General features: G+C 58.5%; 28 protein-coding genes, 1 tRNA gene and 2 pseudogenes. 19 read left to right on the top strand and 12 right to left on the bottom strand.

Annotation, left to right across the window (positions count from 1 at the left end; translation table 11 throughout):
• Positions 1-77: 77 nt before the first annotated feature.
• The 6 genes from SJY36_RS03095 (at position 78) to SJY36_RS03120 (ending at position 3,276) form a co-directional block, all read left to right on the top strand.
• Positions 78-959 carry a carbon-nitrogen hydrolase family protein gene (locus SJY36_RS03095; protein WP_386172899.1) on the top strand — a complete coding sequence of 294 codons (882 nt, stop codon included), beginning with the start codon at positions 78-80 and terminating at the stop codon, positions 957-959.
• Positions 960-1,040: 81 nt separating this feature from the next.
• The gene (gene infA, locus SJY36_RS03100; protein ID WP_005851736.1) at positions 1,041-1,259 is read left to right on the top strand and encodes a translation initiation factor IF-1; all 219 of its coding nucleotides are present in this window, start codon (positions 1,041-1,043) and stop codon (positions 1,257-1,259) included.
• A 54-nt stretch (positions 1,260-1,313) separates the two neighbouring features.
• Positions 1,314-1,892, top strand: coding sequence for a Maf family protein (locus tag SJY36_RS03105; RefSeq protein ID WP_386172901.1), 579 nt, complete (start codon positions 1,314-1,316; stop codon positions 1,890-1,892).
• The gene (locus tag SJY36_RS03110) at positions 1,889-2,911 is read left to right on the top strand and encodes a ribonuclease E/G (RefSeq protein WP_386172903.1); all 1,023 of its coding nucleotides are present in this window, start codon (positions 1,889-1,891) and stop codon (positions 2,909-2,911) included. Before SJY36_RS03105 ends, SJY36_RS03110 begins: the two co-directional genes overlap by 4 nt.
• On the top strand, positions 2,908-3,099 hold the full coding sequence (locus SJY36_RS03115; protein WP_037943388.1) for a DNA gyrase inhibitor YacG: 192 nt from the start codon (positions 2,908-2,910) through the stop codon (positions 3,097-3,099). Before SJY36_RS03110 ends, SJY36_RS03115 begins: the two co-directional genes overlap by 4 nt.
• Before the next feature lie 102 nt (positions 3,100-3,201).
• Positions 3,202-3,276 (top strand) — tRNA-Phe (locus SJY36_RS03120).
• 559 nt (positions 3,277-3,835) lie between these two features.
• Here the strand turns inward: SJY36_RS03120 and SJY36_RS03125 are convergent.
• The 3 genes and pseudogenes from SJY36_RS03125 to SJY36_RS03135 form a co-directional block, all read right to left on the bottom strand.
• A complete protein-coding gene (locus SJY36_RS03125; protein ID WP_386176427.1) occupies positions 3,836-4,264 on the bottom strand; it encodes a molybdopterin cofactor-binding domain-containing protein in 429 nt (142 codons plus the stop codon).
• A gap of 123 nt (positions 4,265-4,387) precedes the next feature.
• Positions 4,388-6,025, bottom strand: a pseudogene (locus SJY36_RS03130) (molybdopterin cofactor-binding domain-containing protein); the annotation flags it as partial.
• 3 nt (positions 6,026-6,028) lie between these two features.
• On the bottom strand, positions 6,029-6,493 hold the full coding sequence (locus SJY36_RS03135; protein WP_064216786.1) for a (2Fe-2S)-binding protein: 465 nt from the start codon (positions 6,491-6,493) through the stop codon (positions 6,029-6,031).
• 144 nt (positions 6,494-6,637) lie between these two features.
• Here SJY36_RS03135 and SJY36_RS03140 point away from each other — a divergent pair, with 144 nt between their 5' ends.
• Positions 6,638-7,240 carry a TetR/AcrR family transcriptional regulator gene (locus tag SJY36_RS03140; RefSeq protein WP_386172905.1) on the top strand — a complete coding sequence of 201 codons (603 nt, stop codon included), beginning with the start codon at positions 6,638-6,640 and terminating at the stop codon, positions 7,238-7,240.
• An 11-nt stretch (positions 7,241-7,251) separates the two neighbouring features.
• On the opposite strand, the gene SJY36_RS03145 is transcribed toward SJY36_RS03140, so the two are convergent.
• Both SJY36_RS03145 and SJY36_RS03150 read right to left on the bottom strand, forming a co-directional pair.
• A complete protein-coding gene (locus tag SJY36_RS03145; RefSeq protein ID WP_386172907.1) occupies positions 7,252-7,632 on the bottom strand; it encodes a hypothetical protein in 381 nt (126 codons plus the stop codon).
• A gap of 179 nt (positions 7,633-7,811) precedes the next feature.
• On the bottom strand, positions 7,812-8,690 hold the full coding sequence (locus SJY36_RS03150) for a haloalkane dehalogenase (protein WP_386172909.1): 879 nt from the start codon (positions 8,688-8,690) through the stop codon (positions 7,812-7,814).
• Positions 8,691-8,761: 71 nt separating this feature from the next.
• Here SJY36_RS03150 and SJY36_RS03155 point away from each other — a divergent pair, with 71 nt between their 5' ends.
• Entirely contained in the window at positions 8,762-9,370 is a 609-nt protein-coding gene (locus SJY36_RS03155) for a TetR family transcriptional regulator (RefSeq protein ID WP_340244792.1), read from the top strand.
• Entirely contained in the window at positions 9,370-9,936 is a 567-nt protein-coding gene (locus tag SJY36_RS03160; RefSeq protein WP_005851754.1) for a 3'-5' exonuclease, read from the top strand. Before SJY36_RS03155 ends, SJY36_RS03160 begins: the two co-directional genes overlap by 1 nt.
• Positions 9,937-10,309: 373 nt before the next feature.
• Here the strand turns inward: SJY36_RS03160 and SJY36_RS03165 are convergent.
• Positions 10,310-10,653 (bottom strand): annotated as a pseudogene (locus SJY36_RS03165) (IS3 family transposase); the annotation flags it as partial.
• Positions 10,654-11,034: 381 nt separating this feature from the next.
• Here SJY36_RS03165 and SJY36_RS03170 point away from each other — a divergent pair.
• Complete coding sequence (locus SJY36_RS03170) at positions 11,035-11,469, top strand: TetR/AcrR family transcriptional regulator (RefSeq protein ID WP_386172912.1); 435 nt, start codon at positions 11,035-11,037, stop codon at positions 11,467-11,469.
• A 90-nt stretch (positions 11,470-11,559) separates the two neighbouring features.
• Here the strand turns inward: SJY36_RS03170 and SJY36_RS03175 are convergent, their stop codons facing one another.
• Complete coding sequence (locus tag SJY36_RS03175; RefSeq protein ID WP_260004917.1) at positions 11,560-12,144, bottom strand: TetR/AcrR family transcriptional regulator; 585 nt, start codon at positions 12,142-12,144, stop codon at positions 11,560-11,562.
• Positions 12,145-12,222: 78 nt separating this feature from the next.
• Here SJY36_RS03175 and SJY36_RS03180 point away from each other — a divergent pair, with 78 nt between their 5' ends.
• The 6 genes from SJY36_RS03180 (at position 12,223) to SJY36_RS03205 (ending at position 19,177) form a co-directional block, all read left to right on the top strand.
• Positions 12,223-13,404 (top strand): efflux RND transporter periplasmic adaptor subunit, encoded by a 1,182-nt coding sequence (locus tag SJY36_RS03180; protein WP_386172914.1) that lies wholly within the window; start codon positions 12,223-12,225, stop codon positions 13,402-13,404.
• A gap of 3 nt (positions 13,405-13,407) precedes the next feature.
• Entirely contained in the window at positions 13,408-16,515 is a 3,108-nt protein-coding gene (locus SJY36_RS03185) for an efflux RND transporter permease subunit (RefSeq protein WP_386172916.1), read from the top strand.
• On the top strand, positions 16,512-17,870 hold the full coding sequence (locus SJY36_RS03190) for an efflux transporter outer membrane subunit (protein WP_386172918.1): 1,359 nt from the start codon (positions 16,512-16,514) through the stop codon (positions 17,868-17,870). The genes SJY36_RS03185 and SJY36_RS03190 overlap by 4 nt, the downstream gene beginning before the upstream one ends.
• 35 nt (positions 17,871-17,905) lie before the next feature.
• Entirely contained in the window at positions 17,906-18,115 is a 210-nt protein-coding gene (locus tag SJY36_RS03195) for a hypothetical protein (protein ID WP_386172920.1), read from the top strand.
• Positions 18,116-18,181: 66 nt separating this feature from the next.
• The gene (locus SJY36_RS03200) at positions 18,182-18,634 is read left to right on the top strand and encodes a DUF1499 domain-containing protein (protein ID WP_386172922.1); all 453 of its coding nucleotides are present in this window, start codon (positions 18,182-18,184) and stop codon (positions 18,632-18,634) included.
• A gap of 3 nt (positions 18,635-18,637) precedes the next feature.
• Complete coding sequence (locus SJY36_RS03205) at positions 18,638-19,177, top strand: ricin-type beta-trefoil lectin domain protein (RefSeq protein ID WP_386172924.1); 540 nt, start codon at positions 18,638-18,640, stop codon at positions 19,175-19,177.
• 272 nt (positions 19,178-19,449) lie between these two features.
• Here the strand turns inward: SJY36_RS03205 and SJY36_RS03210 are convergent, their stop codons facing one another.
• From SJY36_RS03210 to SJY36_RS03225, 4 genes are all read right to left on the bottom strand, one after another.
• A complete protein-coding gene (locus SJY36_RS03210) occupies positions 19,450-20,052 on the bottom strand; it encodes a sulfite oxidase heme-binding subunit YedZ (RefSeq protein ID WP_386172926.1) in 603 nt (200 codons plus the stop codon).
• Between the two features lie 58 nt (positions 20,053-20,110).
• A complete protein-coding gene (locus SJY36_RS03215; protein ID WP_386172928.1) occupies positions 20,111-20,956 on the bottom strand; it encodes an NAD(P)H-binding protein in 846 nt (281 codons plus the stop codon).
• Between the two features lie 63 nt (positions 20,957-21,019).
• Positions 21,020-21,430 carry a nuclear transport factor 2 family protein gene (locus SJY36_RS03220; protein ID WP_386172930.1) on the bottom strand — a complete coding sequence of 137 codons (411 nt, stop codon included), beginning with the start codon at positions 21,428-21,430 and terminating at the stop codon, positions 21,020-21,022.
• Between the two features lie 186 nt (positions 21,431-21,616).
• Entirely contained in the window at positions 21,617-21,901 is a 285-nt protein-coding gene (locus tag SJY36_RS03225; protein WP_037967306.1) for a DUF2218 domain-containing protein, read from the bottom strand.
• 116 nt (positions 21,902-22,017) lie between these two features.
• On the opposite strand from SJY36_RS03225, the gene SJY36_RS03230 reads away from it, so the two are divergent.
• Positions 22,018-22,881: a LysR family transcriptional regulator gene (locus SJY36_RS03230; RefSeq protein ID WP_386172932.1), complete on the top strand. Its 864-nt coding sequence runs from the start codon at positions 22,018-22,020 to the stop codon at positions 22,879-22,881.
• 81 nt (positions 22,882-22,962) lie between these two features.
• The gene (locus SJY36_RS03235) at positions 22,963-23,148 is read left to right on the top strand and encodes a hypothetical protein (protein WP_005851781.1); all 186 of its coding nucleotides are present in this window, start codon (positions 22,963-22,965) and stop codon (positions 23,146-23,148) included.
• A gap of 9 nt (positions 23,149-23,157) precedes the next feature.
• On the opposite strand, the gene SJY36_RS03240 is transcribed toward SJY36_RS03235, so the two are convergent.
• Positions 23,158-24,027 (bottom strand): LysR substrate-binding domain-containing protein, encoded by an 870-nt coding sequence (locus SJY36_RS03240; RefSeq protein ID WP_386172935.1) that lies wholly within the window; start codon positions 24,025-24,027, stop codon positions 23,158-23,160.
• Between the two features lie 161 nt (positions 24,028-24,188).
• On the opposite strand from SJY36_RS03240, the gene SJY36_RS03245 reads away from it, so the two are divergent.
• On the top strand, positions 24,189-25,307 hold the full coding sequence (locus SJY36_RS03245) for an S-(hydroxymethyl)glutathione dehydrogenase/class III alcohol dehydrogenase (RefSeq protein ID WP_386176429.1): 1,119 nt from the start codon (positions 24,189-24,191) through the stop codon (positions 25,305-25,307).
• Positions 25,308-25,332: the final 25 nt, after the last annotated feature.

The following is a 25,332-nucleotide window of genomic DNA, read 5'->3' on the forward strand; positions in this document are numbered from 1 at the left end:
CCCTGGGGTGGGGTGGTGGTACTTGAAGCTTGGCTGCGCGCGGCGCACCATAAGGGAAATCACGCACCGGAGGCCTCATGAAAATCGCAACCGCCGCATACCCGCTGGATGTCCTGACCAGCTGGGCGCAATATGAAGACAAGCTTGCAGGCTGGGTCGCAACGGCGGCCGCCAGCGGGGCAGAGCTGTTGGTTTTTCCCGAATATGGCGCGATGGAGCTTGCGACGCTCGCCGGCCTTGACGTGGCGGGCAATCTTGAGGCGTCGCTGTTTGCTGTCTCTGGCCGGTTGGCGGATGCGGATGCAGCGCATCAAAAACTGGCGGCGGAATATGGCGTGCATATCGTTGCGGCATCGGGGCCCGCGGTGACGCCTGCCGCCGCGCGTCCGGTGAACCGCGCACGTCTGATCACCCCTTCAGGTCAAGTCGGGGTGCAGGACAAGCAGATCATGACCCGATTCGAACGCGAGGTCTGGGGCGTCGTCGGCGGGGAGCCTCTGCGCATCTTCGAGACCACATTGGGCAAGATCAGCATCCTCATCTGCTATGACAGCGAGTTTCCTCTGCTGGGCCGTGCTCTTGCCGATTGTGACATCATCGCCGTGCCGAGCGTGACCGAGGCGCTGGCAGGCTACTGGCGTGTCCGCATCGGATCCATGGCGCGGGCACTGGAAAATCAATGCGTTACGGCCATGTCATCCTGCATCGGCCCTGCGGATTGGTCAGAGGCGCTTGGCACATCCTACGGGGCGGGCGGCATCTTTTGCCCGCCGGATGTGGGCTTTCCATCCACCGGAGTCCTTGCCGCCGCAGAGATCAACGTGCCCGGCTGGACCTTCGCCGAGGTCGACATCGCCCAGATCAGCCGCGTGCGTGCAGACGGGGTGGTTTTGAACCGAAACCACTGGGAGGATCAGTTCGGGCGTGACGCAACGGCCATAAACGTGCCTTTGATGTGAATACCCCTTGAAAAAAGGGAAAATTGCGCCCATTTAAGCCTGCGTCCTGAAATTGCAGGGCAAAGTGTTCAAGGAGAGACCATGGCCAAGGAAGACACGCTCGAATTCCCCGGTATCGTGAAAGAACTTCTGCCGAACGCGACGTTCCGGGTCGAGCTTGAAAACGGCCATGAGATCATCGCACATACGGCAGGAAAGATGCGCAAGAACCGCATCCGTGTTCTGGCTGGCGATAAGGTACAGGTGGAAATGACCCCCTATGATCTGAGCAAAGGCCGGATCAATTACCGCTTTAAATAATACGCTTTTCCGAGAATCACCTAGTGGTTTTCGGGCAGCGATCTAGGATCGCATATGAGTTTTATCCTCGGATCAGGAAGTCCGCGCCGCAAGGAATTGCTGGCGCAAATCGGCGTTGTGCCTGACGATATTCGCGCGCCCGATATCGACGAAACCCCCCATACCGCCGAACTGCCGCGCCCCTATTGTGCGCGTATGGCCCGTGAAAAAGCCGCCGCCGTGCAGGCGGGGGCCGATGATATCGTGCTGTGTGCCGATACCACCGTCGCAGTGGGGCGGCGAATCCTGGGCAAACCCGCGGATGAAGCAGAGACGATCCGTTTCCTGCGCCTCATGTCGGGGCGTCGCCACAAGGTTATCACGGCCGTCGCGGTCAAGCGCGGCGACAAGCTGTGGCAGCGCGATGTGGTCAGCACCGTCCGCATGAAACGACTGTCAGACACCGAGATCACAGCCTATCTGGCAACCGGTGACTGGCACGGCAAAGCCGGCGGCTACGGTATTCAGGGGCCGGCTGGCGCCCTTATCCCGTGGATCAGCGGATCATTCACGGGCATTGTCGGCCTGCCACTGGCCGAAACCGCAAACCTGCTGCGTGCTGCAGGATATGTTTTCGCAGGAGAGACCTCATGAAGGGCCGTACGATCGTTCTGGACCATTTTGGCGACATCGAAGCCGCCGCGCTGATCGTGGACGGCAAGCTGGATGACCTGCTGATAGACAGCGACGGCCCGCGTCCCGGCACGATCTACCGCGCCATCGCGGATCGTCCGGTCAAGGGGCAGGGGGGGATGTTTTTGAAAACGCCCGACGGCTCTGCGTTTCTGCGCCAGATCAAGGGGCTCGCACCCGGGCAACCCATTCTTGTGCAGGTATCCGGCTATTCTGAACCCGGCAAGGCCGTTCCCGTCACCCAGAAGCTGCTGTTCAAAAGCCGCTATGCCATCGTGACGCCGGGCGCACCCGGCACCAATATCTCGCGCAGTATCCGCGACGAGGAAGAACGCGACCGGCTGCTCGAAATTGCGCATGAAGCGTCCGACGGGGCCGCACATGGCCTGATTCTCCGGTCCTCTTGCGCTGGCGCGGATGCCGATGACATCGCCGATGATATCGACGCGATGCTGGCGCTGGCGGACAAGGTATTGGACGACCCATCCACCGACATGGAGGTTCTGTCCGAAGGTGATGGTCCGCATATTCTGGCTTGGCGCGACTGGGTCGAGCCCGCCGACGTCGTAACCGACCCCGGTGGTTTTGAAACCCATGGCGTGTTGGACACTGTCGACAGCCTCTCGCAGCCGCGTGTCGCGCTTGACGGCGGTGCCTTTCTGTTTGTGGAGCCCACCCGTGCGTTGGTGGCCGTTGATGTGAACACCGGTGCGGACGTGTCCCTTGCTGCCGGGATCAAAGCGAATATGGCCTGTGCCCGCGCCTTGCCCCGTGCTCTGCGTCTGCGCGGGTTGGGCGGGCAGATCACGCTTGACCTTGCGCCCATGCCCAAAAAAGATCGCCGCCCCTTCGAGACCGCGTTGCGCCAGGCCTTCCGCGCCGACGACGTGGAAACGACGCTGGTGGGCTGGACCCCGCTGGGCCACTATGAACTGCAACGCAAACGCGCCCGTATGCCTTTGGCCGAGGTGCTGAAGTGACCTGCCCGATCTGCGACCGTGAAACCTCTCCCAAGTATCGCCCCTTCTGTTCCGGGCGCTGCGCTGACGTGGATCTGGCCAAGTGGCTGAACGGCAGCTACGCGACCCCCAGCCGCGACCCCGAGGATATCGAGGCCGCAATCGAAGCCACCGAGGCCGCTTTGAACGCCCCCGACAAGCCGCATTAGAACTTTCCGAAAAAACCTTTGCCAAACATGGCAAAACCCTCTGGACACCCCCGCCGCAAACTCCTAGAACCCGCACACCCGACCACTACGGTGGTCTCCGGTGCCCGGGTAGCTCAGGGGTAGAGCAGTGGATTGAAAATCCTCGTGTCGGTGGTTCGATTCCGCCCCTGGGCACCATTTAAATCTCTGAATATAGCTGATTGGCCCGAGTAAATAAGGGTATCTTGCGGCTTTCTTCCCTTGAAGAGGCCTGATTTGCTACAGGACGCTACGGTTTCCGAGCCTGCTATTGCGGCAAATAAGGGGCTTTATGGTCGCCTTTCGAAATGATGCTGCTAAGTAGGTTCGATAGTGCCAGCCCTTCCGAGAACGATGCGCGAAGGATGCCATGTTTTGTGGGTGATGCGAGCGGCGCGGATCATTTCCGGCAGCTCTTGGATCCCGTCATCGGTCAGTGCGGCACCGATTGCAGTGACGAATGTCTCTTATGGGGCGCTTACGTCTTTCGATAGGTAGGGCGGATTGCGGAAGTTCGCTGCAATTGCGCTTCTATGGCAGAGCATCTTGGAAGCCGCTATTGAAATACAGCCAGTGGCAGGCACTCAGTGGCACCGCAATTATGGCCAGCCGGTAGACCGAACTCTGAACCGCACAGGAAGCAGTGTCGCACGCACGATTGTGGAGCCGGTATTGAGAGACCGCCGCACCCCTATGGCTGCGGCGGTCTAAAGGGTCGTCAGGCGAAATCTACACCGTTTTCGATCATCGGCAGGTGGGTCACCAGATCACGCCCGGAGGCTGCGATTGCGTTGGCGAGCGCTGGACCCGCCGGCGGTGTGCCCGGTTCACCAATGCCTGAGGGTGCTTCGTTTGTCTTGACGATATGCACCTCAATGGCCTTGATGTCGCGCATCCGCAGCGGTTCGTAGTCGGGGAAGTTTTGCTGCACTACGACGCCGCCATCCAGCGTGATCTGATCGCGCATGATGTGACCGACGCCAAAGCCGATCGCCCCTTCGACCTGGGCTTTGATCACATCGGGGTTCACCGCCACGCCACAGTCGACGGCTGCGGTGTATTTCTCGATCTGAACATAGTCATCTTCGTCGATCGAGATTTCGCAGATCTGCGCGCAGTAGGTACCAAAGGATTTGTGCACAGCCACACCGTGGAAATGCCCGTCTGGCAACGGCTTGCCAAACCCGGCGTTCTCGGCAGCCAGTTTAAGGACGTCAGCTTTGCGTTTTTGATCGGCTGTGTCGCCGGGCAAATACGCAAGACGGAAGCTGACGGGATCCTGACCGGCTGCGGCGGCGGCCACATCCATCATGGTTTCCATGACATAGGCGTTATGGCTGTGACCGACGGAGCGCCAATAGTTAACGGTTGTTGCCGGGGCCGCGTCCGTCAAGCCGATGTGCATTCCGGGGATCGCATAGGGATTTTCTGCCGTCCCTTCCACCGAAGAGATGTCCACACCGTCTTTGACATAGAAAGCGTCAAATGGCCCATCTTTTGCAATGGATTGACCCGCCACGCGGTGATCCCAGCCAACAATCTTGCCCGCATCGTCCAGACCCACACGTACCTTGTGCGCATAGGCCGGGCGGTACCAGCCGCCAGACAGGTCATCTTCGCGGGACCAGACCAGCTTTACCGGGCGGGTCTGGTCGGTCATCGAAAAGGCCAGTGTCGTTTCTACGATATAGTCCGCACCCGCGTTGAAGCGACGGCCAAAGAACCCGCCTGCATAAAGGGTTTTGACCTAAATCTTGTCCATCGGGATGCCAAGGATCTGGTGCATTGTGGCGTGGTTCATGGTTGGACCCTGCGCGCCGTCATACATGATCACGCCGCCGTCTTCGGTGGCTGCGATGGTGGCCGACAGGGGCTCCATCGTTGCATGGGCCAACATCGGCAGGAAGAATTCGCGCTCTACGACTTGGGCGGCACCTTGCAGCGCTTCCGTCGCTGCATCCAACGTCGTCTCGGATGCCTGCCACTGCGGATCAGTGTTCACAGCTGCCAGTAGCTGTTGCTTGATCTCGTCGCTGCTGCGGGTTTCGGCCTTGCTCAAATCCCACTCAACCTCGATCGCGTCACGCGCTTGAAACGCGGCCCAGGTGTTTTCGGCGTAGGCCACCACGCCCGCACCGTTGGGCAGGGCCTTGGCCATGATAAATCCCGTGACGTCCTTGGCGAGACTATCGTCGAACGAGGCAACAGTCGCGCCGTATTGCGGAATGCGTTTGATTGCGGCAACCATCTGGTTATCCAGTTGGATATCCATGCCATAGATGCCTTCGCCGTTAACCTTGTCATGGCTGTCGCGGCGCGCTTTTTGGGTGTTGCCGATCTGGGTCCAGTTTTCGGGGGCCTTCAGGACGGGCTCGGCCGGCACCGCGATCTGCGCAGCGGTGGAGATAAACTCACCGATCTGGCCCTCTTTGCCCGCGCCTGAAATGACGCCATTGGCAAGTGTCAGCTCAGAGGTGTCCACGTCCCAATCCTTGGCCGCGGCTTGCAACAATACGTCACGCGCGGCCGCGCCTGCGGTGCGATATTGCATGAACGAATTGGCCATCGCGGTCGATCCGCCCGTGCCTTGCAGCGCGCCAAAGAACAGGTTGTTGTAAACGGCGGTATCCGACGGGGCCATTTCGAAGGTGATATCGCTAAGCTCCATGTTCAGCTCTTCCGCGATCAGCGTGGACAGGCCCGTAGAGGTGCCTTGCCCGCCTTCAAAGTGCTTGATGACGGCTGCAACCGTACCATCGGCATAGATTTTTACGAAGGGCGTAATGGCTGTGCCAGCCTCCGACGTCGACGCGGCAAGCGCGCCCTTGGGGTCAATGCCAACGGCCAGAACGGCAACGGCAGCACCTGCACCTTTGAGGAAACCGCGGCGGGATGTGTTGATGGTCATGGCTTAACCCTCCACGATTTCTGAGGCGCGCTGGATACCGGCGCGGATACGTTGATAGGTGGCACAGCGGCAGGCATTGCCGTCCATGTAGGCGTCAATCTCTTCCAGCGTTGGCTTTGGCGTTTCTTTCAACAGGCCCACCGCAGACATGATCTGACCAGACTGGCAGTACCCGCATTGCACCACGTCGAGCTCTTTCCAGGCTTGCTGTACCGCGGCACCGATCTTATCATCGCCAATCGCTTCGATGGTGGAAACCTCGGCGCCCTCGACGTCTTCGATATAGGTCTGGCAGGACCGGGTCGGTTCGCCGTCGACATGCACGGTGCAAGCGCCGCACGACGCGACGCCGCAGCCGAATTTGGTGCCGGTCAGCTTCAGTTCGTCCCGGATCACCCACAGCAATGGTGTGCCCGGTTCTGCTTCGACAGAGCGTTCGGCCCCGTTAATCTTTAGCTTGATAGTCATGGTCAATCTCCATCTGGCAATACGATTGGAATGTGGGTAAACTGGTGGGTATACTTATATGGCGTCAAGGGTCACAGGTAAACCCGCAAGTTTACCGAGCCGAAAAAATTGGCAATTCCTGGATGTGGTGTGTAGACCGACAGAATGAGTGAAGTGGCTGAAAATTCGGTAGATAAACGTGACTCGATCCTGCAAGGCGCGTTTGATGAATTCTGCGAGAATGGGTTCCTTGCGGCCAGCATGGACCGAATCTCCAAGCGGGCCGGTGCGTCCAAGCGCACCGTGTATCGGTATTTTGAAAGCAAGGAAGTGCTCTTCCAAACCCTGATGCTGCGCCAATGGAGGGTCATCGCGGACAACTTGAAGGTCAGCTACCAGCCCGGCATGGATATCCGAGAGCAACTGATTGAGATGGGCCGCGCGCAGGCGCGACTTTACACGTCGCCCGAAGTCATGAACGCCAACAAGATGTTGATGACTGAGATCCTGCGGGATCCGGAACTTGTCAGGGAAATCCAGAATGAAGTCGACTATACGGCATCATTTGAACAGTTGTTCAAAGAGGCCGCCGCCGACGGGGTGCTGACGATCCCAAACCCCCGACAAGCGGCAGAAGAGTTCATATCATTGTTGAAGGGCAAGGCGTTTTGGCCGTTCATGTTGGGGGCACCCTTGGTCAGTCCTGACGAAATGGACGCCATGATTGACCAGTCGGTTGATATGATGATAAATCAATATGGCGCCTGAGCAATCAGGTCTCATGCGATCCGCCACAGCAGGAAATCCAGCACCGAACGACCTGTGACGCGAAGAGACCCAACGATATAGATCAAACTGACCAAGCCGTCGAACAATACAAAGGCGTATTGCGACGGATCAGCCAACCCGTTTGGCACAGCGTAGAGCACAGCCGTGATTGCAGCCAAACGCGATATAGCGCTCCAGAACACAACGGGTGCGCGCGCGACAAGATCGCGGGTTGCCCAGATCAACAATGATGCGGCCATGATGAAGAAACCCGCAAGCGTGAAGGAAAACACGAAATTCGCGGGGTTGGGCATTTGCACAGCCTGCCCGATGATCATTGGCGCAAAGAGCAAGTTCAGCAACGCAGTGCCGATGATGAATTTCTTGAACATGCCGGTGGCCCTTTGTGTCTTTCAGTTATTTGGGAAAACCTGCCGATGATTTTGGCAAATCAGCTGCGAGAGTTGCAGCGGCAAGCTCGGCTGCCGCTGCAGGCTCATCCGAGCCATTGTTTAGAAAGCCGACTGTTGCGGCGGTCGAATGCGATCCGCGCCCGGCGCAACTGGTGGGGTTACAGGCTGGCGTGCCAATCCCGCACGGCTACACCGATCTCGTCCGGGGCGTCTTCCTGAATGAAGTGCAATCCGGGCACTGTGACTTCGGTGATGTTCGGCCAACTGCGCACGCGGTCCCGTACCGCCCCCGTGATCAACACGCCGGGGTCCGCATTGACGAAGAACTTGTGAATTGATGTCTTGCCGAGCCAGTCGACATAGGCATCGACGATTTCGGTCACATCCGCTGGTTGCCCTTCAATCGGGATCTGACGCGGCCATGTCAATGTGGGGCGACGGTCTTCGCCCGCGTTGGCGAAGGGGCGGCGGTATTCGTTCATTTCTTCTTCGGTCAAATCCCGCAGGATGGAACCGGGAACCAGCGCTTCGACAAAGAGGTTCTTTTCAAGAACCATCTCCTCGCCAGCAGGCGAGCGTAGGGCTTGGAACATTTCGCGGGCGCGGTCGGGAAACTGGTCCCAGCGATCACGGGTTTCGACGATAGCTTCCATGAAGGCAATGCCTTTGACGGCCTCGGGATGCGTATGCGCCCAATGGAAACCCAAACCGGAACCCCAGTCATGGATGACCAGTGTGACGTTGTCGGTGACGCCCAATTGTTCAAGCAAAGCAAACAGATATTTGCGTTGTTCGACGAAGGTATAGCTGTCCGGGCCAGAATTATCGAGCTTGTCACTATCGCCCATGCCAATCAGGTCTGGCGCGATCAAGCGTCCCTTGCCTGCAAGGTGGGGCATCACATTGCGCCACAGATAGGACGACATCGGGTTGCCATGCAGGAAGACAATCGGATCGCCGGTCCCTTCTTCGATATAGGCCATCTGCTTACCATGGACGGTGGCAAATTTCTTTTTGTCGCGGAAAGACGTAGTCATGCGAGCACCTCGGGCTTGTGTTTGAGTCGGGGAAGATGTAGAAGAACGATCATTCTAAAACAAGGTCAAAAATGCCAAGAACGAAATCTCAATCCCGCGAAAACCTGTTGGACAGTGCGCTCAATACGTTCTGGAAGACTGGTTTCCACGTTGTTTCCATGGGCGATCTGGTGCGCGAAACCGGCGTGAGCCGAGCTGGAATCTACAGCGATTTTGGTGGCAAGGAAGATCTGTTCCATGCCTGTCTCGACAGGTACCAAGACACCGTCGTCACCCCCGCCTTTGCACCGGTCGAGGCCGAAGGCGCGGGAATCGAGGGCATTCAAAAGTATTTCGATAACCTTCTGGCGCGTTTCGAGGACTCGGGCGGCTTTGGTAAGGGATGCCTTGTGGGCAATACGCTGTCCCAGATCCCCGAAGATGCGCAGGAAACCCGCCAAAAGCTGCGCGCGCATAGCGATCGCCTGACGGCAGGCTTTCGCAAGGTGCTGACCGTTGAGAATGGGGATCATGGTCCATTGAGCGATGCCGAAATCGAGGCGCTTGCGCGCTATACCATGATCTCGGTGCAGGGCATTTGGTCTTACTCCCGTCTGACAGGGGATGTCGCGGAATTGCGCGCGGCGTCTGACATGCTCATCGCTGTGTTGAAAGCCCGGCTTCGGGGAACACCGGATTGATGCTGCCTCTGCCCGTAGGTGATTTCCAGTTCATTGCGCTGGATGTCGAAACCGCCTGTGGTGACAGCGCCAGTATTTGCCAGATCGGGATCGCCTGCGTTGGCTTTGATGACAGCATTCTTACATGGTCTACCTATGTCGACCCGCTTATGCCGTTCGCGCCCTTCAATGTTGACCTGCACGGGATTGGGCCGGAGACTGTGCGCGGCGCCGGAAGCTTTGCTCAGATCTGGCCCCAAATCTGGCCGTTGCTGTCACGCCACCCGATGGTGCAGCACAGCAGGTTCGATGAATATGCGATCAACGCCGCGTGCAAAGCGCAGGGCCTTCCGCGACCACGTCTGACATGGCACGACAGCGTGACCATCGCGCGCAGGGCTTGGCCCGAATTGAAGGGCAACGGCGGCCACGGTCTGGCCAACCTGAAACAGGTGCTGAACCTTGACTTTCACCACCATGACGCAGGCGAAGACGCCCGCGCCGCTGCGATGGTGGTTCTGCGGGCGCAGGCCACGACCAAAGACCACCGGCTGTTCAAACCCGTGCAACTGTCACTCCCATTGTAAGGGCGGCTCATCCGCCGTTTGCCTCAGCCCCAGCCATAGCTTCCGATCTTTCGGGTCCGCCAAGGCGACGCTCAGCGGAACCGAAACCATTTGAACTACCATCCAAGGTTACACCCATCACGAGCATCCGGATGCCGGAGAGGAGATCTAGTTTAAGTGGCTACGTGGCAGCTTTGCCCCGCGTTGGGTCAGTTCGGCCCGCATCACGTTTTGCTCTTGCAGCAAAGGTCGGCAATGTGTGCTGCAACCGCCGCATCGAAGGACTTGGGCGAATGTCGGCTTTGGGCCGTTCGTATCGACCGACATCTTCGGCGGGAAGCGGTCATTTGCTGCAAGTGCAAAGTTGCTCACAAGGTGAATAGCCCCTAGTTCCCTAGACACCTTCTTGGTTCACATTGAACTGTCTGTTTTCGAAGTCGACAGGCGACAGCATACCGTTTCTGACATGTTTGCGTTTCGGGTTATAGAACATTTCGATGTAGTCGAAGATGTCCTGTCTGGCCTGCTCGCGGGTCTTATATGTTCGACGCCGGACACGTTCCCGTTTGAGCAGGTTGAAGAAGCTCTCAGCGACCGCATTGAAGCTCCTATATTCGTCAAGCCTTGATCCGTGTGGATCAGGACGCGTCGCTTAGGTTTGCGTCGCCAGACAGCCATCAGAAGGGCCTGCAGCACGAGGTCTAATGGTTGCCGCGATTGTGTCGCCCAGGTCAGTATCAGCCAATGGGCCAATGATGATCTGCCCGACACAGAGGCCGAGGAAGAAAATCGAAAGCGAAAGTTCAGCCGCCGTATGGGGGGCGTTCATCGAGGCCGCGAGCTCACCGAGTGCGGCGAGGTACATATCGGTGGCCAATGGGGGAAGAGGGACAAAAGGCCCAAGGTGGCGGTAACGGCAAAGGCCCGTTTTGGGGTAAGGGAAATCTGTGACAGCTCGGCTCCGGCGATATTATTAGACGGCGGTCTATTTTCAATTAGTGGACGGCCGTCGAATAATCAATCACGGACTATTCTGCATCTATGAACAGGCTGTGCATGTCAGGAAAAAAGCCAAGCGGGCGGCCCGCAAATCAAGACGCCAGCACGGCATTGAAGGCTGTGGCTCTACGTCTGGTTCGGGAACTTGGCTATGAGAAAGTCTCGGTTTCGGAAATCATCGAGCAGGCTGGCGTGGCGCGCCAAACGCTATACAACCGCTGGAATACGAAGGCTTACCTTGTTCTCGAAGCCGTTTTTGAGCGGACCAACACCTATGCCGCCGAACGTTCTTGGGACGGGGCAGAGGATTGTCGGACCTTGCTCGAAGGTTTCCTGATCCGTATTTTCGAACACTTGCGCATCGACGGGGACACCCTACGAGCTCTGATCACCGCTGTGCTCCGCCGGGCGCAGGACCGCGGAGAGCTTTCGTCGGGGCGGAACGTGGAGACACTGTCGGCCTTGATACATGGCGCGTTCTGGTATCGCTTGCTGAACCGCGGGGTGTTGGACGCTGGGTTCGCGAAAGAAATAGTGGCGGAAACCTTCGCCTGATCGTTCGGCACCCGGACTGCCTTCGGCAAAGGGTTGTCGCCGAAATCAAACTCCTTCGCCCGAAGTGCCCGAACGTAACGCTTGGAAAAATCAGGACGGCGGCGTCAACAGGGCCGCCGCGGCGATTGTTCCTTCCCAAACCGTGTCTAAGGCAGCACTCAGTGATATTCCTTCCCCGTGCTCCCAGAGGAAGATCGCCCTGCCCACGGCGTCGGTAGTGTGGCTTGCTAGCGCGGCGGCGGCTTGGGAGTGCTCGATGCGGTGGCTCAGGCATTCTGTAAGCTCTCTGCGCTCCATCATGAGGAACCCTTGCAGAATACCTCTCGCTCTTTCGTTTGAACGCAGAACCGTGCCGATCATCTTGAGAATGGGTTCATCATTGGTCAGCGCGGCGAAGTGTTGATCCAAGAACATCTTGAGATCGTCCGCGAGCGGTCCGTTTCCGCTGCGTAACGCTTCTTTCGCAGCCTCCGAAAAGGGGGGCGGAGCCCCAACCGCAGCCGTTTCCTTGTTGGTATAGTAGTTAAAGAAAGTCCGCGTACTGATGCCAGTTGTCGCAGCGATCTCCTCGGTCGTCACATTCTCTAACCCTTTTTTAACGGCCAGATCCAGCGTCGCCAGCTGAATGTCACGCGCCGTCTGCTGTCGTCTTCGCTCTCGTAACGAAACTGTCATGTCTGAATTCCTTGCGCACTGTGCAACTTCTGCCTACAAGGCATCAAACCTGCTGGATAGTCAAGGATCGAGAAGCACATGAAAATCGGCGTTTGGAAGATGTTTGGCGCAGCGCTTGCGTTTGCGGGGGCTGCCACAATGGCGAGCGCGCAGGGCGGCCCTCCCGATGGCATGCCTCCCGCGGGGCCGCTTGAAGTAGGTGTGATCGACATGCAGATGCAGGAAATCCCACGCATTGTGACCACGCCGGGCCGGGCCGTTGCGTTTCAAGACGTTGAAGTGCGCCCGCGTGTCGGCGGTGTGGTCAAAGAGATCCTCTACACGCCCGGACAATTGCTTGAGGTCGGGGATCCGCTTTTCCGGATCGACGATGCCTCCTATCTCGCGGCTGTCGCGACAGCCCGTGCCAATCTGGCCACTGCCGAAGCCAACCTGCCTGTGAAGCAGGCGGCCTATGACCGCGCCGAACAACTCTCCGGCCGCGGCTACACCGAGGCGGAGGTCGAAGCGGCGCGTGCCAGTCTGGCCGAAGCAAAGGCCACGCTTGATGCAAACAAAGCGGCGGTTGAATATGCCGAGACCGAACTGTCGTGGACGACGATGACCAGCCCGATCGCCGGGCGTGCGGATGTTTCAACCGTTTCGGTTGGGGATTTGGTCACGGCTGGGCAGGCCGACGCTTTGACGAGCATCGTCACCTCCGATCCGATCTATGTGGATATGATGGAGGCAAGCGCGCGTATCCTGTCGGTACGCAGCGCCATTGCCGAAGGTGATCTGCAACAAAACGACACCCTTCAAGCGACATTGACGTTAGAGAACGGCGACATCTATCGTGGAACCGGGCAGTTGGTCACGCCGGGTAACAATGTCTCGACCTCCACCGGAACCGTGACCATCCGTTTCACCTTTGACAACCCTGACCACATTATCCTTCCGGGCATGTTCGTGCGGGGGGAAATCGTGCTTGGCACGATGCAAGCCTACCTTGTTCCGCAGCTTGCAGCGACGCGTGGCAACTCAGGTAAACTGACTGCGTATGTTATCGGTGAAGACGGCCAGGCCGAACAGGTGACGCTCGAAGATGACGGCACCTATCAGAACGCATGGATCGTGCGTGAGGGGCTGAACGATGGCGATCGGCTCGTCGTGGACGGTCTTTCATCCGTCCGCGCAGGGCAAGAGGTAAGCCCCGTGGCCGTGACGATCGACGAGGATGGCGTTTCTCGGGATATCGCTGCCCCCGCGGCGGAGGATTGATCTATGGCGCGTTTCTTCATCCATCGCCCCGTTTTTGCTTGGGTTCTGGCGATTGCCACCATGTTGCTGGGCGCTTTCAGTATGACGGGTCTGCCGATCTCGCAGTATCCTGATATCGCGCCCACCACTGTTCGAATTTCCGCCACTTATACCGGGGCCTCGGCCGCAACTGTGGAGAATTCGGTCACCACTGTCATCGAGGACGGGCTGACGGGGTTGGACGGGCTCACCTATATGACCTCATCCTCCAGCGAAGGGGCGGCGAGTGTATCGCTGACCTTTGACGATAGTATCGATCCTGACATGGCGCAGGTGCAGGTCCAGAACAAGCTGCAACTGGTCGAATCGCAGCTGCCTGACACCGTGACAAGCCAGGGCGTTTCCGTGTCCCGCTCGACCGACTCGGTCTTGATGGTCGGGGCGCTTGTCAGCGAAGACGGCAGCTATACCTCGCTTGAACTTGGTGACATGCTGAGCAGCACGATTGAAGACCCGGTACAGCGCACGGCGGGGGTGGGGTCGATCAATGTTTTCGGCACCGAATACGCAATGCGCATTTGGTTGAACCCCGAAAAGCTGTTCCAGTATCAACTGACATCTTCGGACGTGACCACCGCCGTATCCGAGCAGAACACGAACGTGACGGTCGGCAGTCTGGGTGAGCAGCCGGTAGTGAAAGGTCAGCAGTTCACGGTCTCCCTGTCGGCGCAGTCCCAGCTTGAAACGGTTGAGGACTTTCGGAACATCCTACTGAAGACCAACTCGGACGGGTCGGCCATTTACCTTGCCGATGTTGCCACAATCGAACTCGCCGAAGAGGACTACGGCAGTGTAAGCCGCTTTAATGGTCATCCGGCGGCGGGCTTTGCGGTGAACCTTTCCACCGGTGCCAATGCGGTGGATACCGCCGAAGCGGTGCGGGACGTGGTGGGCAATCTTTCTTCCGCGTTGCCCGAGGGCGTAGTGGTCGAATATCCCTATGACACCTCGCCCTTCGTCGAGGAATCCATCGACCAAGTCTATGATACGTTGCTCGAGGCGATTGTCCTCGTCTTTCTTGTCATCTTCCTTTTTTTGCAAAGCTGGCGGGCCACGATCATCCCGACCATCGCCGTGCCGGTGGTGTTGTTGGGCACCTTTGGCGTTTTGTCCGCCTTCGGCATGTCAATCAACACCCTTTCCATGTTCGCATTGGTCTTGGCCATTGGTCTGTTGGTCGATGACGCGATTGTTGTTGTCGAGAACGTCGAACGGGTGATGGAAGAAGAGGGGTTGGACGCCGTCGCCGCCACGGAAAAGAGCATGGGAGAGATTTCCTCGGCGCTCATCGGGATCGTGATGGTGCTTTCTGCTGTGTTCCTGCCGATGGCCTTCATGGATGGGTCGACGGGGGTCATCTACAAACAGTTCTCGGTCACGATCATTTCGGCGATGGTGCTGTCGCTTTTCGTCGCCCTGATCCTTACGCCTGCAATGTGTGCGCAGCTTCTCAAACCGAACCATGACAAGAAGCCTCTGCTTCCGCTGCGCTGGTTCAATGGCGGGCTTGACCGTCTGACGGGTGGCTATGCTTCGCTTGTCGGGCGGTTGTCCATGCGGCCTTTCCGTATGGTGGTCGTCTTGGTTCTTGTCGGATTTGGCGCCTATTGGGTCTACGACCGTCTGCCGTCGTCGTTCCTGCCTACCGAAGATCAGGGCGTGCTTATGACCATGATCGAACTGCCTCAGGGATCGACAGTTCAGCAGACAGCCAACACGATTGAACAGATCGAGCAATACCTGCTGACCGAAGAGACCGAAATGGTCGATGGTGTCTTTGCCAATGTCGGCTACAGTTTCGGGGGGTCTGGTCAGAACTACGGGATGATGTTCATCAGGCTTAAGGACTACGAAGAGCGTCCCGGGCTTGATGCGGCCGATCTGATGATGCGGGCCAACGGCAAGTTTTTCCAGTCCCGACTAGGCAGTATTTTTGTCCTTCAACCCCCTGCCATTCCGGGGCTGGGTACCTCTTCAGGTTTTGCAATGTACCTCGTCGACCAGTCAGGCGCGGGTCAGGAAGCATTGAGTGATGCCGCAGATAAACTGGTCGAGGCCGGGCTTGCTGACGGTCGCGTGACCAACCTGCGCGGCAATGATGCCGCGACGGAGCCTTCGTTGAAATTGCGTATCGACCAGCAAAAGGCCGAGGCTTTGGGCGTGTCATTGTCGAGCGTGAACACCATGCTCGCGACCGTGTTCTCCGGCACCTATGTCAACGACTTCCCTCTGGGCAACAACCTGCGTGAGGTCATTGTACAGGGCGGTGCAGACTGGCGCATGCAGCCTGATGACATTGACCATTGGTATGTGCGTAACGACAGTTCGGAGATGGTACCACTGTCGGCCTTTGTCAGCCGCGAATGGGAAACCATCACGCCCAAGCTGTCGCGCTATGGCGGCACCCGCGCACTGGAGCTTTCCGGCGAAGCGGCAGCGGGCATCAGTTCGGGCGATGCGATGGAGGTGATGGAACAGCTTACCGCTGATCTGGACGGGTCCTACGCCTCGGCCTGGACAGGGCTGAGCTATCAGGAACGGTTGTCCGGCGATCAGGAAGCCATTCTCTATACGATCTCGGCGCTGGTCGTCTTTCTCTGTCTCGCCGCCCTCTACGAAAGCTGGGCCGTGCCCTTTGCGGTGATGCTTTCGGTGCCCGTGGGCATTCTGGGGGCGCTGGTGACAACGTGGTATTTCGGACAGTCGAACGACGTCTATTTCAAGGTAGGCTTGCTGACCACGATCGGCCTTGCGGCGCGAAATGCCATTCTGATCGTTGAATTCGCGGAATCCCTTCGGGCGGAAGGCAAAGTATTGCTGGAAGCCACCGTCATGGCAGCGCGCCAGCGTCTGCGCCCCATCCTGATGACCTCCCTTGCCTTTGGTTTTGGCATCATGCCGCTGGTGCTCGCCTCCGGGGCAGGCGCCAATGCGCAAAAATCAATCGGGACGGGGATGCTCGGCGGGATCATCTTTTCGGCGGTCATCGGGATCGTGATGGTGCCGGTCTTCTACGTCGCCGTAATCCGAACAACAGAAATTTTCCGTAAGCGAGTGGAGAAAGCTCAGTGAAACCTTACTATCTCGTACTGGGTCTGCTTGTCGCGGGCTGTGCTGTCGGCACTGATTACCAGCGCCCCGAAGTGGCCATGGAAACCCGGTTTGTCGGTGGCAATGCAGAGCAGATCGGCGCGGTAGCCACTCAGCAGTGGTGGCTGAACTACAAAGATTCGAACCTCACAAGTCTTGTTACGCGCGGCCTTGCCCAGAACCTTGATGTGATTGCCGCGGGTGAGCGCATACGCCAAGCGCAAGCGGAGTTGCGCACAACCGGGGTAAACGCTGCAGTGGACGGATCGCTGACCGGATCCGTGACCACATCCGGCGGCGACGGCACCAACGGTACAAGCACCGTCGAAAGCGGGACATTAGGCGCCTCGCTGGTGATTGATCTCTTCGGTGGTATCCGGCGCGAGCGAGAGGCCGCTGTTGCCTCGCTTACTGCCGCCCGGGCGGAGGAAGAGACCGTTCGTCTTGCATGGCTGGCCGAACTTATCGCTGCCTATTCCGACGCGCGCTATTACCAAGAGGCGATGGCCTTGACGCGCACCGCCATCGCTACGCGCGAAGAGACGGTGAGCATCACCCGAAGCCAGTTTAATGCCGGCGCGGCCACCGAATATGAAGTGGCCGAAGCACAGGCCTTGCTTTCGACGGCGCGCGCCGATTTGCCGCAATTCGCCGCCTTGTTTGACGCAAATGTCTACGCCATCGCGACACTGCTGAACGAACCCGCGGGACCGATCAAGGCACAAATGCAAAAAGGCGCGCCTCAACTCTCCAGCCCCGGGGGGGCGCGCACCGGCGTACCGGCAGACCTGCTTCGCAATCGCCCCGATGTGCGCAGCGCCGAAGCCGATTTGGCCGCTGCTGTTGCCAACGTGGGCGTCGCTGAGGCCGCGCTTTACCCGGCCTTGTCCCTGTCAGGAACGGTGGGCCGTACGGACGCCTCAGATGCGTGGAGTTTCGGGCCGCAATTGTCCCTTCCAGTATTTAATCAGGGTCTCTTGAAAGCCAGCCGTGACGCGCAACTCTCTGTCGCACGGCAGGCCGAGATCGCATGGCGGGCCTCGATCAACGAAGCGGTCGAGGATGTTCAGGTCGCACAGTCCAACCTCACCCGCGCGCGCCAGAGGGCGCAACTGCTGCGAACCGCCGCCAGCGACTACGGCCGCGCACTGTCATTGGCACAGGAGAATTATCGAAACGGTGCCATCACGCTGTTGAACCTGCTGGAAACCGACCGGAATACCAATGCCGCAAGGATCTCGGCAGCCTCGGCCACGAACGAAGCGGCGCAGGCTTGGGCCACGCTGAAGATCGCGACAGGAGCAGGGGCGGCGGTGACTGGTCAGCCGAGTAACTGAGCACATATTAACGCTGGTCGTGAAAGGCCGAACACATGAAACATACTGGAAAAATTGCCGCCCTAATCGCCGTTGCTGGGTTAATTTGCGTTACACTGACCTTGTTCGGAGCGCGCATGGGGCTTTGGGAGCCGATCGTAGGGTTCGGGCTGTACCGGAGCTACTTCAACGCAATCGGCGCGGGTATCTTCAGCTGGGGGCTGATCGCTTTGGCCATCCATCTTGGCCGGGGCGAAAAGGGATAGGCAGCGGTCGGCGGCGTGGTCACGCTGCTTGGGCTGGGGATCCTTTTTCCCCTCGTCTCAAGCACTGTGAACCCCCAACCGCGCGCCGCGCCAATCCATGACATCACGACTGATACCGCCAATCCCCCGGCCTTCGAGGTGCTGGATGACACCCGCGCGGGTGCGCGCAACACGCTCGAATACGGCGGTGTAGAAGTGGCAGACCAACAAGCGACGGCCTATCCCGATATTGCGCCACTTGAGACCGGCCTGAGCACGGATGCAGCCTTTGAGCGGGCATTGCAGGTGGCAGGCGAAATGGGGTGGGAGATCGTTGCGACCGATCCAACCCGCCATCGGTTCGAGGCCACCGCGCGCACATCAGTCTTCTATTTCGCCGACGATATTGTCGTTTCAGTTACCCCTGCCGAGAACGGAAGCCGCGTGGACATGCGCGGCGTTTCAAGGGTGGGGCGCAGTGACCAAGGCGTCAATGCAGCGCGCATTCGTACCTTTCAACAACAGTTCCATAAGGAATGAGCAATGAGATTTCCAAGCTCAAACTTGGCCTTTGCCGCGCTGATCGTATTGGGCCAAAGTATCCCATTCTCGGCTCATGCGGAGGCACCAACCCTCCAGACCGACGGGCCCGTCATTCATCTTGCCGATAACCTTGACGAGGAGGCGTCGCTCGGCTGGTGCATCGATACTGAAGGGCGCGGTCTGAGCGATCAGCTTCACGCCCATTCATGCAAACCGGAAGGGGACGACGTGTTGTTCACCTATGCAGCAGAGACGGGCACGATCGCGTCGGCGACCTATGATGGTCTGTGCATGGCGTATAATGATCCTGAGAATGCCGATAACCCATTTGGTCTGATCTCCTGCGACAAGTCTGATCCCACACAGCACTTTGTTTATGACGACGCGAGCATGGAGATGTGTTTGGCCTCGGACCCCGCGCAATGCGTCACCGTTGCGGAGGAAATTGACGATGCGGGCCCATACCAGTCCCGCGACCTGATCCTCGCGCCATGTGGCGCATTGGAGGCCAGCTTCAAACAATGGGTCATTCAAAGGTAAGAAGCATTAACGGTAACGCATATCGGGAAGCACCTAGTTTAGTCGGTGAAGACTGTAGCGGGAAAGCTTGTGTTTTATAGCCAGAAGTCTCTGAAGGAGACTTTCCTTGCCCGCCGGCCCAAGGTCCGGTTTGGGCCGTTCGCTGCGTCCGACACGATGGGTGGCTTATGTATTTTGACGGTAGGTGCGAAGATTCCCTATAAAGGTAGGGAGATCGGCTATTAAGCTTTAGATCGCCGAACGAACGGAGAATTTGCCCCGCAACCCTTCGCTTACGTCATCGCGCGCTGGCGGCGGCGTTGTTGGGTTGACCACAGACGGTACACCTCAAGAGCGGTTAAAGGCGCAAAATGCACCAGAGACGCGCCGACGCCGCCCCAATCGTGCAGGGCAGCCCAGTGGATGAGGGTTAGTATAGCCGCAGCATAGACAAACTGCTGTAGCTTTTTCCACGACCGCCCAAGGCGGTGCACCCATGCGTCTGTCGACGTAACAGCCAATGGCACAAAGATAAGAAAGGCGATCCAGCCGGTCCAGATGTACAGCTTTGATACCTCGCCGCCAGTGAAGGCTATGGCACCTTCATCAATGAGGTAAAGCACTGTGTGGGCCAGCGCGTAGAAGAATGCGGCCACGCCAAGATAGCGCCGACGCTTCATCAGCCAGCGCGGCCAGCTCGCATCGCGAAAAAGCATCATCAGCGGGGTGATCATCATCGCGATGATCATGAACCGCGCGGCGAATTCACCGGTGGGATGCAAAAGACTGCTGACCGCGTCCGGCGCGCCGGAGGTCAGGCCAAGGGTCATTGGAATGGCGGGGAGGCTCAACAGCGCCCAGAAGGTGAGGGGGTGATTCCATGTGGATTTCAGCACGCAGATATCTCCGAAAGGTTGGTCGTTCTACGCGGGTCGCCCCGCGTATCTGTGGCGATCAGCGTAACAGCGAGGTGAAATAATCTTCCCAGCTTTGATGCGGGCGTCCGGTCGCGGTTTCATAATCGCCGGGGGCGTCAAAGGCACCGCGGCGGATACCGTCGTAGATGCCGCCGATAATCGGGCCGATAAAATCGCCAAGCTCGGCGGTGCGGTCAGCGACATAGTCTTCGGCCGACATGCTGCGATAGGTAAGCTCTGTGCCATATACGGCGTTCATGTACTGCGTTAATTCCGCCTGAGTGATCGGCGTGCCGTTCAAATCAAAGGTTTGACCGTTCAGCTCGTCCCGCGTCAGCAAAGCGGCATAGGCATGGGCCAATTCGGAACGGGTCGTGTAGCCGCATTTGCCGTCCCCCGCGCTGTTGGCGATCTCGCCCTTGGCGCGGTAGCTGTCGATATATTCAACGTCAGGCTCGATGTAGATGCCGTTGCGACCGATGGCCCAGTCCAGACCGCTGGCGCGGATGTCGGCCTCGGTCTGGCGGTTGCTCTGCACGACGGGTGAGAAGGCGGTCCCGACTTCTGGTCCTTGAATGCTGGTGTAAACGATCTTGCCCACGCCGGCGACCTTGGCCGCCTCGATCACGTTGCGGTGCTGGCCGATGCGGTCTTCGGGCGGGGCCATGCCTGAGACGAGCACAAGGGCTTCAACGCCTGCAAGGGATGTTCGAAGCGCGTCCGGTTGGTCATAGTCGCCGGGGCGCACCTCGATCCCTAACTCGGTGACATTGCCCGGCGTCCGGGCGAGGCCGATGACCGAGGCGTGATCTGTTCGTTCTATGAGTTTGCGGGCAATTTCTTGACCGAGTTGTCCTGAAACGGCGGTGACAGCATAGCGCATCGGGCTCTCCTTTGACTGGGGTCCCGCTGGCAGGGCCTGACGGGCCCTGCCATGTTGCGGATATTAGCCGTGGTAGGCTTTGCTGACGGCAAAGCTGTCTTCGAACCAGTGCCACAGCACCACCTGACCATCGCGGACCTTGGCACGCAGGGCAAAGGTGAAGGGGCCAGTCTCTTTGCCGGATTTCGTGGTGATGCCGCTCATCTTTCCAAAGACGGCAACGGTGTCGCCTGCGGCAAAGGCATCTGTGTTGTCCCAAGCGGTTGTCTGAAAATTCTGGCCAAAGACGCCAAGAAAGTCGAAGATTGCCTCCTTGCCGCGTGCCTCACCGATCCACGGCAAGCTTTCGTCGCCCTCGTTGTGCCAGACCATATCGTCGGCCATCAGGGCCCGCATTTTCTCCATATCGCCCGCCCCCATCGCGCCCATGAAGGCCATTACGGTGTCAAAGCTCTCTTGTGTAACTGTGTCCATGTCTTTTGCTCCTGCGTGTTGTCCGAGAAGGATGGCCAGAGATGCGCCAAGTGACGTTTTCAGAAGGGTTCTGCGTTTCATGTGTCGCTCCATATCGGGTGCCCCGAAGGAATGGGGCCTTGGTTAAGTTCAAGATTTCGGGTGCCACTCCGCGCGGCACCCGAAAAGTTCGGGCCAGCTCAGCTCTCATGCGGCGTAGGTCCAGGTGAGCTTGGGGTCTTCGCGGAAGGCAAAACGCTCGAGGTGGCTGGTAATGACCTGCACGACCTTATCGAGAGCGGCCCGGTCATCGGCTGTCGCGCTCAGTGACAACTGGCCCTTTGTTGCGGCCAGTTCACATGCCCCGAAAGGCAGTTCGATATGGCCGTTTTGGCGCGTGTGGGTGACGGGCACCTTATGGCCGAAATGTTTGCAGAGCGTGCCTAGATAACGCTCTGCGCTTTCGGTGTTGAGATGAGTGGTCGCTTTCATGGCGGTGTTCCTCGTGTTGCAAGGAACATCTATTCCCGGCGCATTGATCGGGGTATTCATGGAATCCAGAAGTGATAGTTCCGGCAGGCCGAACAATGATCGATCATCTAAAGCATATGGCCATCTTCGCCCGGGTGGTGGACGAAGGCTCGTTCCGGGCCGCGGCGAAAGCCCTTGGCGTCGCACCGTCGCGGGTGAGTGAAACCGTCTCCGAACTCGAAGATTTCCTTGGCGTGACGCTGCTTTACCGCACAACCCGCAAGATCGCGCTCAGCAACGAAGGGCGGATGTTCTACGCCCGGGTGACCGACATGCTGCGGAGCGCCGAACGCGGATTGAATGACCTCAACGCCCTGTCGTTGGAGCCTGTGGGCGCGCTTAGGGTGTCGATCCCTGCCTTTATGTCGTCATCGACCCTGTCGACGGCGATCGCTGAATTTTCCCGTCTTCATCCGCAAGTCGCTCTGTCGTTGGCTTTTTCGGATCAGAGGATGGACCTTATCAACGATGGTTTTGACGTGAATATCCGCGCGGGCTGGCTCGACGACAGTGCGATGATGTCGCGCAAGCTGGGTGAAAGCGCGCGCGCCTTGGTGGTTGGCAGCGACTATGCCGCAACGCGCCCGGCTCCCGCACATCCTTGCGATCTGGAAGACTGGGACTGGGTGCGCTACCGACATCGCTCAGACTATACCCGCCTTAGCGGCCCCGGCGGGGAAGAGGCGAAAGTTCTGGGCCAAGCCCGGCTGGAAGTGGACAGCGTGGATGCCCTCTACCATTTCGCCTGCAACAACCTTGGCGCCACGGTTCTGCCCGAGCATCTCGCCGCCCGGGGGGAGGCGGAGGGCAAACTGAGCCGCCTGTTCCCCGATTGGCGGCTGAAACCGTTGGGAATTTTTGCCGTCTGGCCAGACACCTCGCGCCGCGAGAACCTCACGCTTCTGTTCGTTCGGTTTTTGGCAAAAGAGCTCCATCAATAGGACGGTGCCTATTGGGCCATTTGGCCCCGTATGAAGGGGGCATTTGCCACGTCGCCTTAGGTTCCCTCATGGTGCGGCCAAATGAGCCTTTCGCTGAACGAAGCCCCGGTGCAGGTGGCTGAACGCAAGGCCAAAAGATACGATCTTTGCCGGGTCCTCGCTCCTTCGGACAAAGATGCTCAGATGACGGCCCAAGTTCCGAAGGTCAGCGCACTTGGCGGGTCGCTCACGATCAACGGGCCTTCCTTTCAAATTCTGAGGCGATGATTTTGTATGTCATCGCAACCCTTTCGCAAGGTGATCAAGCAACAGCCGGACCTTTGGCGAAAGATGCCGGTTCTGCGGATAGATCGCCCAGATGCCATCGTCCGGCGCGCGATACGTATCCAAAACAGAGACCAACCGACCGGCCCTCAGCTCCGCCTCGACATAATAATCCGGCAGCTGGATGATCCCGAGGTTCTTCAGCGCCGCATCGACCAGCGATGCGCCGCTGTTGCAGCGGAGATTGCCTTTCACCCGGATGTGGCGGGTGGTTCCTTTTTCCTGAAACCGCCAATAGCCCAAAGTGCCTTGCAAACAGTTGTAGCCGTCAAGTTCGGACAGGGTGTGCGGGGTTCCGTAAGCGGAAAGGTATTCGGGTGCCGCGCAGGTGTAATGCCTGCGAGAGGCCAGCCGCTTTGCCATCATGGAGCTGTCTTCCAACTCTCCCAGCCGGATCGCGAGATCGTAGCTTTCCGCTACAAGATCGAGCAGCTGATTGGTCAGCCTGAGGTTGACCTCAAGATCAGGATAGCGCCGCACGAAGTCGTTGACCAAAGGCGCGATGCGGTTCTCGCCATATGTCACCGGGGCTGTAAGGTTCAGCCGTCCCTTGGGGCTTTGATGCAGATCGGTGATCGCGCGCTCGGCTTCGGCCAGCCCATCAAGCACCTGCCGGCAATGGTTGTAATACACCTGACCCGTCTCGGTGATCGTGACCTTGCGCGTGGTGCGGTAGAACAGCTTGGTGTCCAATCGCGCCTCAAGTGCGCCGACTTGGCGGCTTACCTGAGCCGTAGAAATACCCAAGCTGTTGGCAGCAGCTGTAAAGCTTTGGGCTTCAGCGACGGCCACAAATTCTGATACCCCCTCCCAACTCAGCATGATGTTCCTTTCAATCTTAATGGCGGAATAACTATTGCTAATAGGTAACGGTGTTTTGCGGTTATCCGGGATTATCGCCAGTGGGAAACAGTGTAAATGACAGTCCCTACAACGTCACCCGCCAAAATAATCCTAACCGCGAAGCGAGACCCATGACCGATATCATCAAATGCAAAGCGGCCGTCGCCTGGGCCGTTAACGAACCTCTCTCGATCGAGGAAATCGACGTAATGCCGCCTAAGGCTGGCGAAGTGCGCATCAAAATTATCGCCTCGGGCGTTTGCCATACCGATGCTTTCACTTTGTCGGGCGAAGACCCCGAAGGCCTGTTCCCGGTCATTCTGGGCCATGAAGGGGGCGGGATTGTCGAATCCAACGGCGAGGGCGTCACCAGCGTGGCGGTGGGTGACCATGTGATCCCGCTCTACACGCCAGAATGTGGCGAGTGCAAATACTGCAAATCCGGCAAGACCAACCTCTGCCAGAAGATCCGGGAAACCCAGGGGCGCGGTCTGATGCCCGACGGCACCAGCCGGTTCTACAAGGATGGCCAGCCCATCCTGCACTCCATGGGCTGCTCGACCTTCTCGGAATACACAGTGCTGCCCGAGATATCGCTTGCCAAGGTGAACCCCGATGCGCCGCTTGAAGAGGTTTGCCTTCTGGGCTGCGGCGTGACCACCGGCATGGGGGCTGTGATGAACACCGCGAAGGTCGAAGAGGGGTCGACCGTTGCGATCTTCGGTATGGGCGGCATTGGCCTGTCCGCCGTGATCGGCGCGACCATGGCCAAGGCCAGCCGGATCATCGTGATCGATATCAACGAAAGCAAGTTCGATCTTGCCCGCAAGCTGGGTGCCACCGATTTCATCAACCCCAAAGATCACGACAAACCCATTCAGGACGTGATTGTCGAGATGACCGACGGCGGCGTGGATTATTCGTTCGAGTGTATCGGCAACGTCAATATAATGCGCTCGGCGCTGGAATGCTGCCACAAAGGCTGGGGCAAATCCGTAGTCATCGGTGTCGCAGGGGCAGGGCAAGAAATCTCGACCCGTCCGTTCCAGTTGGTCACGGGCCGCGTCTGGCGGGGGTCGGCCTTTGGCGGGGTCAAGGGACGCTCCGAGCTACCTGACTATGTCGAACGCTATATGAACGGCGAGTTCAAGCTGAATGATTTCATCACCCACACCATGGGGCTGGAAGAGATCAACGAAGCCTTCAAGCTCATGCATGAAGGAAAAAGCATCCGCTCGGTCATCCACTTCGGCGAATGATCGTCTCCCGGTCGCGCCGTCTGTA

The organism is Sulfitobacter sp. R86518, assembly GCF_042466275.1.
GTDB classification, from domain to species: domain Bacteria; phylum Pseudomonadota; class Alphaproteobacteria; order Rhodobacterales; family Rhodobacteraceae; genus Sulfitobacter; species Sulfitobacter pontiacus.

Bases quoted from the DNA above. Each gene is read 5' to 3' on its own strand.
- SJY36_RS03235 (WP_005851781.1), top strand. From the start codon at position 22,963: ATGAGCCTTTCGCTGAACGAAGCCCCGGTGCAGGTGGCTGAACGCAAG.
- SJY36_RS03155 (WP_340244792.1), top strand. From the start codon at position 8,762: ATGCCAAGAACGAAATCTCAATCCCGCGAAAACCTGTTGGACAGTGCG.
- SJY36_RS03205 (WP_386172924.1), top strand. From the start codon at position 18,638: ATGAGATTTCCAAGCTCAAACTTGGCCTTTGCCGCGCTGATCGTATTG.
- SJY36_RS03160 (WP_005851754.1), top strand. From the start codon at position 9,370: ATGCTGCCTCTGCCCGTAGGTGATTTCCAGTTCATTGCGCTGGATGTC.
- SJY36_RS03185 (WP_386172916.1), top strand. From the start codon at position 13,408: ATGGCGCGTTTCTTCATCCATCGCCCCGTTTTTGCTTGGGTTCTGGCG.
- SJY36_RS03195 (WP_386172920.1), top strand. From the start codon at position 17,906: ATGAAACATACTGGAAAAATTGCCGCCCTAATCGCCGTTGCTGGGTTA.
- SJY36_RS03145 (WP_386172907.1), bottom strand. From the start codon at position 7,632: ATGTTCAAGAAATTCATCATCGGCACTGCGTTGCTGAACTTGCTCTTT.
- SJY36_RS03215 (WP_386172928.1), bottom strand. From the start codon at position 20,956: ATGCGCTATGCTGTCACCGCCGTTTCAGGACAACTCGGTCAAGAAATT.
- SJY36_RS03175 (WP_260004917.1), bottom strand. From the start codon at position 12,144: ATGACAGTTTCGTTACGAGAGCGAAGACGACAGCAGACGGCGCGTGAC.
- SJY36_RS03105 (WP_386172901.1), top strand. From the start codon at position 1,314: ATGAGTTTTATCCTCGGATCAGGAAGTCCGCGCCGCAAGGAATTGCTG.
- infA (WP_005851736.1), top strand. From the start codon at position 1,041: ATGGCCAAGGAAGACACGCTCGAATTCCCCGGTATCGTGAAAGAACTT.
- SJY36_RS03225 (WP_037967306.1), bottom strand. From the start codon at position 21,901: ATGAAAGCGACCACTCATCTCAACACCGAAAGCGCAGAGCGTTATCTA.
- SJY36_RS03110 (WP_386172903.1), top strand. From the start codon at position 1,889: ATGAAGGGCCGTACGATCGTTCTGGACCATTTTGGCGACATCGAAGCC.
- SJY36_RS03150 (WP_386172909.1), bottom strand. From the start codon at position 8,690: ATGACTACGTCTTTCCGCGACAAAAAGAAATTTGCCACCGTCCATGGT.
- SJY36_RS03230 (WP_386172932.1), top strand. From the start codon at position 22,018: ATGGCCATCTTCGCCCGGGTGGTGGACGAAGGCTCGTTCCGGGCCGCG.
- SJY36_RS03140 (WP_386172905.1), top strand. From the start codon at position 6,638: ATGAGTGAAGTGGCTGAAAATTCGGTAGATAAACGTGACTCGATCCTG.
- SJY36_RS03240 (WP_386172935.1), bottom strand. From the start codon at position 24,027: ATGCTGAGTTGGGAGGGGGTATCAGAATTTGTGGCCGTCGCTGAAGCC.
- SJY36_RS03180 (WP_386172914.1), top strand. From the start codon at position 12,223: ATGAAAATCGGCGTTTGGAAGATGTTTGGCGCAGCGCTTGCGTTTGCG.
- SJY36_RS03135 (WP_064216786.1), bottom strand. From the start codon at position 6,493: ATGACTATCAAGCTAAAGATTAACGGGGCCGAACGCTCTGTCGAAGCA.
- SJY36_RS03095 (WP_386172899.1), top strand. From the start codon at position 78: ATGAAAATCGCAACCGCCGCATACCCGCTGGATGTCCTGACCAGCTGG.
- SJY36_RS03220 (WP_386172930.1), bottom strand. From the start codon at position 21,430: ATGGACACAGTTACACAAGAGAGCTTTGACACCGTAATGGCCTTCATG.